At 60.4% G+C, this 13,209-nt stretch carries 10 protein-coding genes; 1 reads left to right on the top strand and 9 read right to left on the bottom strand.

The genetic code is table 11. The features are described from left to right. Positions 1-3 precede the first annotated feature (3 nt). Positions 4-600 (top strand): phenylacetic acid degradation protein PaaY, encoded by a 597-nt coding sequence (paaY, locus tag GNG29_RS12020; protein ID WP_156654613.1) that lies wholly within the window; start codon positions 4-6, stop codon positions 598-600. A gap of 161 nt (positions 601-761) precedes the next feature. Here the strand turns inward: paaY and nadS are convergent, their stop codons facing one another. The 9 genes from nadS to GNG29_RS11975 all read right to left on the bottom strand — a co-directional run bounded on the left by nadS (position 762) and on the right by GNG29_RS11975 (position 12,977). Next, on the bottom strand, positions 762-1,046 hold the full coding sequence (nadS, locus tag GNG29_RS12015; protein WP_103179800.1) for a NadS family protein: 285 nt from the start codon (positions 1,044-1,046) through the stop codon (positions 762-764). Position 1,047: 1 nt separating this feature from the next. Beyond that, positions 1,048-1,377, bottom strand: coding sequence for a type II toxin-antitoxin system RelE/ParE family toxin (locus GNG29_RS12010; RefSeq protein WP_156654612.1), 330 nt, complete (start codon positions 1,375-1,377; stop codon positions 1,048-1,050). A 240-nt stretch (positions 1,378-1,617) separates the two neighbouring features. Beyond that, complete coding sequence (locus tag GNG29_RS12005) at positions 1,618-3,816, bottom strand: glycosyl hydrolase 2 galactose-binding domain-containing protein (protein ID WP_156654611.1); 2,199 nt, start codon at positions 3,814-3,816, stop codon at positions 1,618-1,620. Next, positions 3,806-6,478, bottom strand: a complete 2,673-nt coding sequence (locus GNG29_RS12000; RefSeq protein ID WP_156654610.1) for a response regulator — start codon at positions 6,476-6,478, stop codon at positions 3,806-3,808. Before GNG29_RS12000 ends, GNG29_RS12005 begins: the two co-directional genes overlap by 11 nt. 2 nt (positions 6,479-6,480) lie before the next feature. Next, positions 6,481-6,915 (bottom strand): globin, encoded by a 435-nt coding sequence (locus GNG29_RS11995; protein WP_103179796.1) that lies wholly within the window; start codon positions 6,913-6,915, stop codon positions 6,481-6,483. Then, a complete protein-coding gene (locus GNG29_RS11990; RefSeq protein ID WP_156654609.1) occupies positions 6,912-8,306 on the bottom strand; it encodes a DUF3131 domain-containing protein in 1,395 nt (464 codons plus the stop codon). The genes GNG29_RS11995 and GNG29_RS11990 overlap by 4 nt, the downstream gene beginning before the upstream one ends. Continuing rightward, positions 8,291-9,838, bottom strand: a complete 1,548-nt coding sequence (locus tag GNG29_RS11985) for a DUF3131 domain-containing protein (protein ID WP_156654608.1) — start codon at positions 9,836-9,838, stop codon at positions 8,291-8,293. The genes GNG29_RS11990 and GNG29_RS11985 overlap by 16 nt, the downstream gene beginning before the upstream one ends. Then, positions 9,835-11,166 (bottom strand): DUF3131 domain-containing protein, encoded by a 1,332-nt coding sequence (locus GNG29_RS11980; RefSeq protein ID WP_103179793.1) that lies wholly within the window; start codon positions 11,164-11,166, stop codon positions 9,835-9,837. Before GNG29_RS11980 ends, GNG29_RS11985 begins: the two co-directional genes overlap by 4 nt. Then, on the bottom strand, positions 11,163-12,977 hold the full coding sequence (locus tag GNG29_RS11975) for a glycosyltransferase (protein ID WP_156654607.1): 1,815 nt from the start codon (positions 12,975-12,977) through the stop codon (positions 11,163-11,165). The genes GNG29_RS11980 and GNG29_RS11975 overlap by 4 nt, the downstream gene beginning before the upstream one ends. Between the last annotated feature and the right edge of the window lie 232 nt (positions 12,978-13,209).

Here is a 13,209-nt window from a genome sequence, read left to right as displayed (position 1 = left end):
TATGTGCCTGTATATCAAATTGATGGTCTGACACCGGTTGTTCCTGAGGAGAGTTATGTCCACCCGACAGCGGTCCTGATTGGCGACGTGATCCTCGGTAAGGGCGTCTATGTGGGCCCCAACGCCAGCCTGCGTGGGGATTTTGGCCGTATCGTGGTGAAAGACGGGGCCAATATTCAGGATAACTGCATCATGCATGGCTTCCCCGAGCAGGACACGGTGGTGGAAGAAGAGGGACATATCGGGCACGGCGCCATTCTGCACGGCTGCGTGATCCGCCGCAATGCGCTGGTGGGGATGAATGCGGTGATCATGGATGGCGCCGTGATCGGCGAGAACAGCATCGTCGGCGCGGCGGCATTTGTGAAAGCGAAAGCGGAAATGCCTGCCGACCATCTGATTATCGGCAGCCCGGCGAAAGCGATCCGCGTGTTGAGCGAGCAGGAGATGGCGTGGAAAAAGCAGGGCACCCGCGAGTACCAGACGCTGGTGGAGCGCTGCAAACAGACGATGCATCAGGTGGAGCCGTTACACGAGGTGGAACCGGATCGCAAGCGGCTGGTGTTTGACGAGAATCTGCGGCCCAAGTCGGCCCGCTGAGCGGCAAACCCCTTAATCCTGCGTGAGGCCATCTTTGTGTAGATTGAAGGATGTTAAGGATTAATTTAGTGGCACCCTAAAAGCCCCGGCACGCTGTCGCTGGGGCTTTGTTTCTGCGTTTTTATTTTACCTGTCGCTGTTGGCATCCCCAATACGACCTATTAATGCGCAGCCAGTTCGTAAAAGAATGCCGGGTTCGCCTTAATCGTGGCCAGCACTTTTGCTGCCAGGCCGGTGGGGTTACGTCTTCTGGATTCCCAGCTTTTGATGGTATCCACGCTGGTGCCCAGCGCTTTTGCCATTTCTGCCTGGGAGACGTTGAGCTGCTCTCTGATCGCTTTGACATCGGCAATCTCATAGCGGGTAACTCGGGAAGGGGCTTTGGTCCCGTTTTTGATGTCAACCGCCTCTTCCAGGGACGTTTTGAGTTCGTCAAAAAAATGCATTTCACACCTCGTTTTTCAGTAAGGTTGTCAGTTTTTTTAGTTCAACCTTTTCCGCATCAGTGAGATTCTCTTTGGCGCTTTTCGGATAAGCGAGCACCAGCCAGATAATCTCCCGTGTTGCCAGAAGGTAAATTACCCTGGCGCTGCTGCTTTTACCCTGGCCACCCGTGGCCATCCTGACTTTTCGCAGCCCGCCGGTATTCTGAATAACATCACCTTTGTCCGGAAAGGCAATGAGCTCTCTTTGTAACGTCAGGAGTTCATCAGTCGCGATCTGTTTGATTTGCCGCGTAAACAGTGACGTCTCGATAAATTTTATCGCATGGCACACGATTCTCTCTCCATGTAAGGTACTATGTACACCTTAAGGTGTACATAGTACAGATCCAGAATTATTTTGCTGCCAGGGAACGCGTGAACTGAAATGCGCGCTGGCACTGGTCGGCATTGTAAGGAGCATGGCGAGAGTGTGCTGAAACGCGTGCTGACGCTACGAGGCGTCTCGTAAAATTGCAGGGTTTATCAGAAGGTAAACCCTCTCAGAGGAGAGGGTTATCAGGAAATTTATGCTTTACTTCCCGGCGGACGACGCCTCGACAGACTCTTCACGCCGGTTTTTGCCCACCGTTTCTCGCGCGTTATTCTCAATGCGATACTCAATGGTCACTCGTTCAACGCTGGTCGGCGTGACGGTAATCTCCTTTACCCTGGTCCCCGAGTCGGGCGGCAGGGTCATGATCGTCTCGCCTTCAGCAAGCCGTTTTCCGCTCTGCTTCACCTGCCACGTCAGGCGGCAATCCTCGCAGGCTGACCAGGTATCGTTGATCGCCCACAGGCGGACCGTCGCCTCGCGTCCCTGACGCCAGACGTCGGTTACGGGTTCGATGGAGGGGAGGATCGGCTGGTAGGCGCGCTTCAGGGCGTAGTAACCCGCCTTCGGTTTGCGCAGGTAATCCACCACCCCCCAGTTAATCGAGGGCCAGGTTTCGACAAACATAAAGTGGAAGAGGGCCGTCACCGGCTGATAGCGCTGTCGGCGATAGCTCTCCGCCGCCGTCGCCACCAGCTGCGCCTGATACGCCTGGGTATTGGCAATCATCTCCTGGATAGTATTGCCCCGGGGAATATTGGCGAATTTAAAGGTCTGGAAGGGCTGGAAGTTATGGTACTTCCAGTGCGTCCAGCCGGGATCGTCCGCCGCCGTACTCTTCGGCCACATCAGGCTCTCAGGGATGAAGGTTTTCAGGGTGGAGAGCCTCGGCAGCGCCTGGGCGCCAAACTCGGTGATAATCCCGGTTTTGGCGGGCGCCAGCAGATCGCGTATCGTGCCGAAGTACCAGCCCGCCCAGTAGTGCTCCTCCACGGCGGAAAAACGGTGCACGATGCGGGAGCTATCTTCCGCGAGCGTGTCGCCCACCCGTTTCGTCAGGGACTGGTTTAAGCTTTTGTTCCAGTCCGGGAAGCGTTTTTCCATCCACGGTGAGTTCCAGGGCGGCTCGTTGTGCCCGCCCCAGACGATGATGGCCGGCGAGTTACCGAACTGCTCAACCATCTGACGGGTCTGGCGAACCGCATTATCGGCAAAGGCGACGCTGTCATCATAGCCCCACTGCAGGGGCACATCCTGCCAGATCATCAGCCCCATCTCATCCGCTACATCATAGAGCGCGCGGCCTGCCACATGCCCGTGGACGCGAATGGCGTTGGCGTTCATCGCCTCCACCAGTTCGAAATCCCGGCGGTATTTTGCCCGCGTCATGGTGCCGAGCCAGGGGGAGCCAATATAGTTACTGCCCTTGATGAACAGCCGACGGTCGTTGATGAGCCAGCCTTTATTGTCCGGCTGCTCCTCCAGCTTGCGTAACCCGGTTCGGGTGAGGGCGGTATCCATCAGCCCCTGCTCATCCCGCAGCGAGGCCCGCACCCGGTAGAGGTTCGGCTTGCCGACGCCCACCGGCCACCAGAGCCTGGCGGAGCGCATTGGTAGCGAGACGTTCAGGGTGCCGGCGGTGCTGTTGAGCGTGACCGGGAAGTCCTGCTGAAAGTCCGGGCCGCTGAAATTGTCCGGCGCGGCGGAGAGGCGCAGGGTGGCGTGCCCATCCGCCAGCGCCCGGTAGCGAATCTCGGCGCGCAAGATGGGGTTTTGCAGCCCCTCGCGCCAGTCCGGGCGCAGGATCACCTCGTCAATCGTCACGCCGCGGCTCAGGTGCAGCTTCACCGGCGCCCAGATGCCGCCGGAGTTGGCATCCTGACCGTGCTCGGACCAGGCGCCGCCGGGGCGGGTGTCGTGCTGGTTAAGCACCCCTTTGACCAGGGTTTTGTGCAGCGGCCAGATGGTTTTCGGATCTTCGAACGGGCTCTCCACCCGAACGGCGAGCCGGTTATGGCGGCGCAGGGCGTCGCTTATATCCACCGGGAAGCGCTGGAAATAGCCTTCGTGGCGGGCAAGCGCCTTGCCGTTGAGCGTCACGTCGGCGAAATAATCCACGCCGTCAAACACCAGGGTAGCCATGGTATCCGGCGCGCGCTCCGGCAGGGTAAATTCGTGACGGTACCAGAGCGCGCCCTGATGATCGTATCCGGCGCTGTACCAGTTGGCGGGCACCCGGAGCGTGCGCCAGCCGCTGTCAGGGGCGCTGGCCCCGTTAAAAGTATTGTCGTTGGCATCATGCACGCGCCACTGCCCGGCCAGCGACCAGGTGACCGGCACAGGCGCCGCTTGCGCCAGCGGAAGCCAGACGACCAGCGGCAGAATAAGTTTAGGGATCATGATTTATCTCCTGCGCCCGGTGGTGCAGCCAGGCGGCACCGCGTCCGGCCTCGTTGAAGAGCTCGCCGCGCAGCGCCTTAAGCCCGGCCGGGTCCAGCGTTGTCGCCTGGCTCTCTAACTGCTGGAGCCGCTCTGCCAGTCCGGTAAAGCCGAGGGTGGCGGCTTCGCCGCGAAGCCGGTGCGCCGCCCGGCCCAGAGCCTCGCGGTCGTCACTGTCGATCGCCCGGGCTATTGTTGCTACCGCCTCGTCGAGCCCCTCGCCGAACAGATCCAGCAGCTCCTGTACCAGAGCGGGATCGTCCGCGCACTGTTTTAATAGCCGGGCTTCGTCCGGCAGCCCTTTATCACTCTGCGGGTTATGACTCTCCGGGCCGACGCGCGCAATCTCTTGCTGCAATGCCTCCTGGCTCACCGGCTTGGCAATATAGCCGTCGAACCCCATCGCCAGGCAGCGTTCTTTATCTCCCTGCATGGCGTGGGCGGTCATGGCGATGGCGGGCTGGTGGGCGCCCCCCCTGGCCTGCGTCTCTTCCCGCAGCAGGCGGATAGCGGTTTCGCCGTCCATCTCCGGCATTTGCAGGTCGATCAGCAGAATGTCCCAGGCGTGTTCCCGCCAGCGCTCCAGCGCCTCGCGCCCGTTATTTACCACTTCGCACCGGTGGCCGAGCCGCTCCAGCAGGCGCCGGGCGACTTTCTGGTTCACCAGATTATCCTCGGCCAGCAGAATGCGTAGCCCGGCCTGCGGCACGGCGGGCGCCGCTACGGGGGCCGGGGTCAGGACTGGGGCAGGTTCAAGCACGCTGGCAATCACCTGATGCAGCTCGCGCTGGGCAATGGGCTTATGCAGATAGTGGGCAATGCCGATGCGCTTAAGCATGTTGGCGTCAAAATGGCGGCTCATGGAGCTGAGCATAATGATATGGCTTTGTTCGGTCTGGGGCAGCACGGAGAGTTCGAGCGCCAGCGAAACGCCGTCCATATCCGGCATTTGCGCGTCCAGCAGGATCAGCGCCCAGCGCCTCTCTTCGGCTGCGCGCCGCAGCGCCTCGGCGGCGTTATTAACGCAGGTTGGCGCCAGCCCCATCTGGTGAAGCATGGTATCAAGCAGGCGCAGGTTGGTGCTGTTGTCATCCACCACCAGCACCCGTTCGCCATTGAAGCGCCCCACAGGCGCGGCGGCCTGCTGGCTCTCCAGCGGCAGGGTGAAAGCAAATTCGCTCCCCACGCCGGGCTGGCTCTCAACCGTCAGCTCCCCACCCATCAGGCTCACCAGCCGGGCCGAGATGGTCAGCCCCAGTCCGGTGCCGCCGTAACGGCGGGTGGTGGAGCTGTCGGCCTGGCTGAAGGCCTCGAAGATCGCTTTTTGCTTATCCGCCGGAATGCCGATGCCGCTGTCGCGGATGCGAAAACGCCACCGACCTTCATCGTCAGCGGGCGCTATCGCCAGCAGCACTTCACCCTGGTGGGTAAACTTAAGGGCGTTGCCCAGCAGGTTGGTAAGGATCTGGCGCAGCCGGGGACCGTCCGCTACCAGCACCTCCGGCAGCTCGGGGGCAATATCCACCAGCAGCTCAATGCCTTTTTCGCTGGCGGCGGGCATGTGGGGGCGGATCAGCGACTGAATAAAGGGGCGGATCTCCAGCGGCTCCACATCCACCGACATCTTGCCCGACTCGATGCGGGAGAAGTCGAGAATGTCATTGATAATATGCAGTAGCGACTGGGCCGAACTCATGACCAGCGAAAGATACTCCCGCTGCTCCGGGTTAAGAGGGGTGTCCAGACAGAGCTGGGTCATGCCCAGAATGCCGTTCATCGGGGTGCGAATTTCGTGGCTCATGTTGGCGAGGAAGGCGCTCTTCGCCTCGTTAGCCTCCCGGGCCACCTTCGCCGCCTCTATGGCCAGCAGTTCCGCCTCTTTACGACGGGTAATATCCTGCAGGGTGCCGATCACCCGCTCGGCCTGCTGCTGCATGTTGAGAGTCACCACCTGGCCCGAAATCAACATCCAGCGCCAGCCCCGGGCGGCGTGCTGGACGCGAATTTCGCATTCGAATACCGGCATATGCGCCTGGCGAGAGGCGATCATCGCCTGGCGCAGGGTGGCGCGATCCTCCTCGTGCACCAGGTTAAGCAAAAAGCGCAGCGGATAGAGCAACTGCGTGCGCGACTCGCCCACCATCGCCAGCAGGGTATCGTTCACCTGCAGGCTGTCGTGGGAGACCTGCCAGTCCCAGATGCCGATCTGGATCGACTCCGCGGTAAGTAAAAAATCGTCGTGCAGCTGGTGGCGCGAGCGCTGGGCCTCATCCAGCTCGGTGATGTCCGTATGCAGGCTGATAATGCCGCCGTCCGCCAGCCGCTGATGCTGGACGTAGAGCCGCCGCTGACCCGACTGCCGCACTTCGCGATGACTCGGCTGACGGCAGTTGCGGATAATCGCTTCGCGCAGGGTCTGGCGGCGGCCAGGATCGATGTTATAGCCCGCATCGATAAATTTTTCCGCCAGGCTCTCCAGGGTGGCGCCGACGGCCAGCCAGGGGGTGATGACCGGGTAAAAGCGCGTCACCGGGTCGTTCCAGGCCAGCAGGCGCTCCGCCGGATCGTAGATCATTACCCCCATGGGCAGCGCGTTAAGATCGAAACAGGATCGCTCTTGCATGGTTATTCGCCTCCCGCCTGATAGTGCAGCTCCGCCTGGCGACGCAGGTACTCCAGCCCGGGCGCGATCGCCATCGCCCAGGCGGTGAGGATCTCCTCGTCGCAGAGGGGATCGCAGGCGCGAACGGTTCTGAGCATCGCTTCCCGCCAGAGGGCGAAAAACCGCGGCGGCAGGCGCAGCCCTTCATGGCTCTGCTCTCGCGCCAGCCGCTCCAGAAAGTCCGGCACGAAGAGCGCACCATCGACGGCCAGCATGGCGAAAAAGCTCTTAAAGAGCATCTGCTGGCCCTCCGCCTCCGGATGCCGGGCGAAGTGCTGCTCCGTTTCAGGAGACATATGGATAAATGTCTCCCGGAAGGCCTCAAAAAAGCGCTTTTTGTCGTTCTCCGGCAAGACGCGATTCAGGCTTGCCTCAAAGAGATCGCGATAAAACTTCATGGTGCACCCCTCGTGGCCCGTTCGCCGGGCAGACAGAGGCCGGGCGGGTTAAATTCATCCGTCGTGCGGCGGGAGAAATAGCTGTTCTCATCCGTAAGGCCGTTTTCAAACAGCGGCCCGGCGTTGTGTTTGTAATAGAGGGCTTCCAGCACCATGGCGTTGGTGGAGAGGGTCAGGGTCGGGTTGATATCGCCGGTCGCCTCAACACGTCCCTCAAACCAGCCCTGCTGCGGGTTGTTGAGATGGCGGGTGACCGCCATCAGAGCATCGGTATAGTCGTTTTCCCACAGCGCCCAGAGCAGGAAGACCGCTTTGGTAGAGACCTGCGCCAGCCGGGGGTAGTATTTGCCGTCGTCCCCCAGGGTGTTCCAGGCATAGCCGTTTCCCCAGACGGTGTCCTCAACGTGCCAGGGCGCCTGGGAGAGATAAAAATCGGCCCGCGCGGTGAGCACTTTGTCCTGCTCCCAGCGCGATTTCTGAGAGAGCCATATCCCTTCTGCCCGGGTGCGCAGCGCTTTTTGCACATCGGACGTTACGCCGGGCGGCTGCCAGCCGAACTCCACTCCCGGCAGCATCGCGGGGAGGGTGGTCAGCAGCGAGGGTTGCCAGGTGGTGCGCGGATCCCGGGCATCTACGGCGAGGCTGCGCTGAAAGAGGATCACATTACGCGAAGGGGGAGTGAACGCCTTTCCTGCCGGGAATCCCCACAGGCGAAACGCGCTGGCGGCGTACTCACTCTCACCCAGACGCAGCTCCTCGCGCAGCACCGGCTGGCCGTTCTGAACGGAGGCGGACCACAGTTCCCCCTCGTTATCCATCACCCGGCAGAAGTTCCAGCGCAGAATGATCTTATCCAGATACTCGCGATACTGGGGGGCGCGTTCGGCAGTAAGCCGCAGGGCCAGCATCAGTCGGGCCATATCCTTTGCCGACCAGCCGCTCTTTGCCGGTTTACCGGTAAAGTCGATGGGGGTCGCCGTCCGGCTGGAGTAAAGCCTGCCCGGGGTGCGGGTTTCGGTCAGGCTCAGCCGGTTAAGCGTGCCGAGCAGGCGCGTCAGGCGGGCGTCAAACTCAGGCTCCTGCACCAGCCCCAGATCCCGGGCGGCGAGCAGGGCGACGAGGGTGTCGCCCATTTGCCAGAGGGTGACCCGCGGCTGTTTGTCGCTGCCGTTCACCAGCCCGGTCTGCGGCTGGGTGTTATTTTCGAAATAGCGCCAGGCGATGCGGGCCCACGCCTGCTCCTGCGGCGTCAGGCTGTCGATGCGCGCGGTGGTGTGCCAGCCGCCCTTCGTCAGCCAGCGCCACCCTGCGCCCTCCCGGCTGAAGAGGGCGAGGGCAATAAGCAGCAGGAGGAGGGCGACCGCCAGCCAGCGGGCTACGGTTTTAAGCATTGCGCGGTCACCGGCGGCAGTTTGACAGGCTCGTCTGTACTACAGGCGGCGCACTGGCAGGCCTGGCAGGCGGGTTTCGTGCGCTGGGTGGTCCCGGTCTGTTCACACCAGCTCTTAACCGCCGGGGTGCTGCTCAGGAAGGGGCGGTTGCGCGGGGTATTATTGGGCTCGAAAAGATCCACCAGCTTTTTGTCCCAGAGCGAAGGGGCGAAATCGCGGTTTTTCGGGTTGTCGGTATTAAACCGCAGCAGCTTGCCCTCTTTCTTGAACAGCAGCGCCTCCAGCATGATGCCGTTGTTATTGGCGGTGAACTCTTTAATCGGGCCGTCGCCGTTTTCGTAAAGCCCCTCGTAGTAGCCTTTGCCCTCTTCGTTGGCGTTTTCAATGGTGTCCAGCAGGCGGTCGGTGTAGGGCGAGTTCCAGAGTACCCACATCCCCAGCGCCGCCTTCAGGGATACGGCGGCGGTGTTGGGGACATACTGGCCTTTGTCGGTGATGGTGTTCCAGTTAAAGCCGTCGCTAAAGACGGTGTCATACACAAAGTAGGGCGACTTATCCAGCTGGTGCTCGGAGCGGGCGGACAGTATCCCGGTAATCGCGTAGCGGTTCTCCTGAGCCTGATAGACCCGGTCGGCAAAGTTTTTCATCCACGGATGGGAGTAGTCGCGCGGGCTGTTATTCCGGTCCAGCGGATTGTCATACCCAAACTCCATGCCGTACAGCACGTAGGATTCGGTCACCACGTAGTTATGCTGGCTGGTTTGACGCGGATCGCGCGAGTCGTAGGGCACCAGCACGCAGTAGATCTCCGCCAGCTCGTAAGGCTGCGGGCGGCTGGCCTGACAGGTGCTAAACCCCCAGAGCTGGAAACCTGCCGCGCCATACTCTTCATAGCCCAGCCGTCCTTCCTGCACATATTTCGGCTGGCCGTTCTCCAGGTAGGCGCCGTACATCATGCCGCAAGGATCGATAACGTGGCTGAAGTCCCACCCCAGCACCACGTTATCGATGCTGTTGGCATACTCCGGGTAACGCTCTTTGATCACTTTTAGCCAGATCAGCATCCTGCCGATATCCAGCGCCGAGAAGCCAATCTCCCCCGGTTTATTCTGGTAGTTCACCTTCTGGCCGGTAATGGTGTTGTAGGCCTTGTTAGGCAGCTCGTTGCGGAAAAGATCCAGCTTGTTCAGGGTGGCGAGCAATTTCAGCATCCGGCGGTCAAACTCGGCTTTATCAATGATCCCCAGCTCCCGCGCCGCCGTCATGGCGGCCATATAGGAGGCGCTGTCCCACATAGTGGTGGAGGGGTATTTATTTACCGCATTGACCAGCCCGGTGGTGGGCTGGAAGTTGGCGACAAAATATTGCCAGGCGTTTTTGGCGATAGCCATCTCCCTGGGAGTTAGCTCGCCGCTGCGTGGTTCGTACTCCGAGGCCGGCAGCCCGCTGGCGGCCTGTGCAGCGGAAAGCGTGAGCCAGCACGCCATAAGCCCGGCCAGAAGAGGAAAAAAGAGGAGAAATTTCAGCTTCATGGCGTAGCTCCTGCTGAAGAAGTAGGGGAAGTCGTCAGGCTCAGACAGGCCAGACAGAGCATCTGGCCGTGGGCAATATAGGCCAGGCTTTCGAGCACGATGGCGTTGGTATCAGCGTCAATCACGTCATTCACGCTGCTGTTCAGGTTAAGTCCGCGCTGCCACCCCTTGCCGGGCACCTGCAGCGTCTGAACCTGCTGGCGCAGCGCTTCGCTCCAGCCGTTGCGGAACAGAGCGTACCAGGCGAAGGCGGAGCGGGTGGAGGTGATCGCGGTCTGTTCCGGGGTGGCATCGCGCAGGGCGCTGGTTTGCAGCGGCTGGCGATCGGGCAGATCGTTTACGTAGTCCGGCGCGGGCTCAGCGTAGTCGGTGCTGATGGGCGGCTTGCTCACCCGCAGCCCGTGACGGCGCTGCTGGATCTGCATAATGCGCCAGGCGATCTCCGCGCTCTGGGCGTCGAAGCCCAGCTCAAGGCCGGTTAACAGGTAGGGGAGGCTGATAAGCGATGGCTGTCGGCCCCAGGGGGTACGTAGCCCCTCGTCGGGCACCATAATGCCGTCGATATCGATCATCTGCTGCCCCTCCGGCGGGTTGGTCACCGCCAGCCCCGCCGCGCTGTCGATCAGCCGAAGCGTATGGCTGGCATACAGACGATAACCGAAGCTGTTTCTGGGCTCGTCCGCCGCCAGTGCCCAGTGGTGGAGCGGCGCTGCGGCCTGGGTCGCGGGATTACTGGCGATCAGGGCTCCGACCTTCCACTGGTTAAAGAGGTCGCGCACGGCGGCGGCGTGCTGGGGATAGCGCCACAGCAGGGTTTGCAGGGCATTGAGCAGGCGGCCCATGCCGATAGCGGAAGAGTCTGGCTTGCCCAGCATTTGCAGCGTGTCCGCATGATAATAAGCGGCGGGTAGCCCTTCGGGATTTAGCGGGAGCTGCCCCAGCGTAAACAGCGCCGCGGTGATGCGTTCATCAAACTCGCCGGTGGTCAGGATATTGAGCTGTTTTGCCGCCGCCACGGCAAAAAGATAGCTGCCGATGCTCCACAGGCTGAACCAGGGCTCGCCATCGTGGGCGTTGGCCAGGCCGTTCGGCTGGGTATTGTTGACATAATATTGCCAGGCTACCCGGGCCCAGATCGCCTCATCGAAGGTGAGTTCACGCGTGGCGGGCAGGGGTGGGAAATCTTTACTCAGGGTCATGCCCGCGCTGCTCTCCACGCGCGAAGGCATCTGTTTCTCCACCCAGACGACGATGGCGAAGCCCAGCAGGAAACCGATCAGAATAGTGAGGTAGCTGCGGGCCGACAGCAGCGCATCGCGTTTTCTCATTGGCTCGCCTCCTCTTCGGCCGGGGTCCAGACGGCGGCCAGAATCAGCGGCAGCATGGCGGCAATATTCACCGCACCCCAGAAAATATTGATGACGTAGCCGGAAGGGTCGTCAACCTGGCCACGGGCTACCTGTATTCCGCCCCAGATGAGGCCCGCCAGGGTGAGCACGACGATAGCGATCTGCGGCTTCACCAGGTAGAGAAAACGCCCTGTCTGCCGCTCTTTGGGGGTGACGTGAAATTTTATCTGCTCGCCGCGCAGCACCGTATCGAGCGCCCGCAGATTCATGGAGAAAAACGAGAGATACGATGCCCTGCCATCCCAGGCTGATATGCCCCAGGTGCCGAACATAAACGCCAGCTCGGAGACGATGAAAAAGGGCAAAAAGTGGAGATAAAAGGGCTCAGACCAGGCCGACACCGGGGGAATACCGGTAAAGAGATAGATAATCGGCGAGATCAGGAAAATGGTATTCCATACGCAGGCCATGTAGGACCAGAAGGTGGTGGCATACATCAGCGTTTGCGGCAGGGAGAGCTTAAAGCGGCGGCGGCTGAAGATATTGTCGTGGAACAGAATATCCAGCGAGCCGGCGGCATATTTAAAACGCTGGATCATCCAGGTCAGCATATCCTGCGGGGAGAGCATCTTGGATTCAATGCGCGGGTGCATGACCGAGCGCCAGCGGCGCGCAGCATCGCCGTGCAGCAGGATAGAGGTGTAAATATCCTCGGAAACGTGGAATTTATAAGGGGTCAGCTCTGTATCGAAGGCTACATGAGGACGCATGGCCTCCTGCAGGGTTTCGCGCATCGCCGGATCGCGTATGTCCCGGGTATGGCGGTCGATCTCCTCTTCGACGGTCCAGACGTAGCTGCGCAGCGCCGCCTGCATCACCGCCTCGCGTCGATGCACCGAGGCCGCGCCGCAGCAGAAGGCGGCATTAGCCCAGTTGCGGCGGCGTAAAATCACGTCGTAGAACATGCGCGGATCGTTGAAAAAGGGATCCCGGCCAAGGGTCACCGGGCCGATAAATTTCTGGGCGAGCCAGCCCAGGCCGTATCCCGCTTTACCCGCCCTGCGCCCGAGCCAGTCCGCCAGATTCTCCCCTTCCGGCAGGTCAAAGAACCACTGGGGCGTCTGCACCCAGGCGACGTCCGGATCGCGGAAATAACCCAGCGTATGGCTGAGCAGCGTGGGGAAAACGCGGGTATCGGCGTCGCAGATGATCAGGAAATCGCCGTCGGTCTGCTCAAGTCCGTTACGCAGGTTGCCCGCCTTAAAGCCGATATTGGTCTGGCGGGTAATGTAGTTAGCGCCTTCCTCTTCGCATACGGCTTTCATCTCCGGACGCCGGCCATCATCCAGCACATGTACCTTGTAATCCAGCGGTACAGGGTAGGCCATTTTCATGGCGTCGCGGATGGAGAGCCGCACCAGCTCCACATCTTCGGAGTAGGTGGCGATAAAGAGATCGACCTTTATCGGCCTGGTCTCCTCGGCATCTTCCGGCCGCAGGCAGTCGTTGATCTCAGACGGCGGGGGCGTTTGCGGCGGATCCTCTTCCTTCCACAAGTTAATGGTGAACAGCACCGTGCCGATCCAGGCCAGGGTTTCCGCCAGCACCAGCGGAATGGCGTACCAGAGCGCGTCGGTATTTAATGAGGCCGTCCAGCGCCAGTAAATATAGTTGGCGCCAAGAATAAGTGCGGCCACCGCTAATACCTGCCAGGTCATCATGACCCAGCGCGGCGTTTTAAGCGGTTCAGGCGGACGACGATGTTCAAAACGGGAAAAATAAAAATCCATAGCGAAGGATATCCTGATTCCACGATGACAATAAATTAAAAGCCTGTTACCGACAGGGAGAACGCCACGGAAATAACGCTCACAAAAACATAATTTAAGGTAAGTGTAGAACGCGGATAAAAATATTCCAGCAGGTTAAATTGCAACAGTTTAGGGGCGCTTAAATAAAAGTTAATTATTAATAAGGTTTTACCCTGTGTACCGCAATAATTGCCAGATGAAGGCATTTACG

Source organism: Leclercia sp. Colony189, from assembly GCF_009740165.1.
Classification (GTDB): domain Bacteria; phylum Pseudomonadota; class Gammaproteobacteria; order Enterobacterales; family Enterobacteriaceae; genus Enterobacter.
The sequence above is the reverse complement of the archived record's forward strand: the minus strand, read 5'-3'. Positions and strand labels throughout refer to the sequence as shown.

Bases quoted from the DNA above. Each gene is read 5' to 3' on its own strand.
- GNG29_RS11975 (WP_156654607.1), bottom strand. From the start codon at position 12,977: ATGGATTTTTATTTTTCCCGTTTTGAACATCGTCGTCCGCCTGAACCG.
- GNG29_RS12000 (WP_156654610.1), bottom strand. From the start codon at position 6,478: ATGCAAGAGCGATCCTGTTTCGATCTTAACGCGCTGCCCATGGGGGTA.
- GNG29_RS11980 (WP_103179793.1), bottom strand. From the start codon at position 11,166: ATGAGAAAACGCGATGCGCTGCTGTCGGCCCGCAGCTACCTCACTATT.
- GNG29_RS11985 (WP_156654608.1), bottom strand. From the start codon at position 9,838: ATGAAGCTGAAATTTCTCCTCTTTTTTCCTCTTCTGGCCGGGCTTATG.
- GNG29_RS11995 (WP_103179796.1), bottom strand. From the start codon at position 6,915: ATGAAGTTTTATCGCGATCTCTTTGAGGCAAGCCTGAATCGCGTCTTG.
- GNG29_RS11990 (WP_156654609.1), bottom strand. From the start codon at position 8,306: ATGCTTAAAACCGTAGCCCGCTGGCTGGCGGTCGCCCTCCTCCTGCTG.
- GNG29_RS12005 (WP_156654611.1), bottom strand. From the start codon at position 3,816: ATGATCCCTAAACTTATTCTGCCGCTGGTCGTCTGGCTTCCGCTGGCG.
- nadS (WP_103179800.1), bottom strand. From the start codon at position 1,046: ATGCATTTTTTTGACGAACTCAAAACGTCCCTGGAAGAGGCGGTTGAC.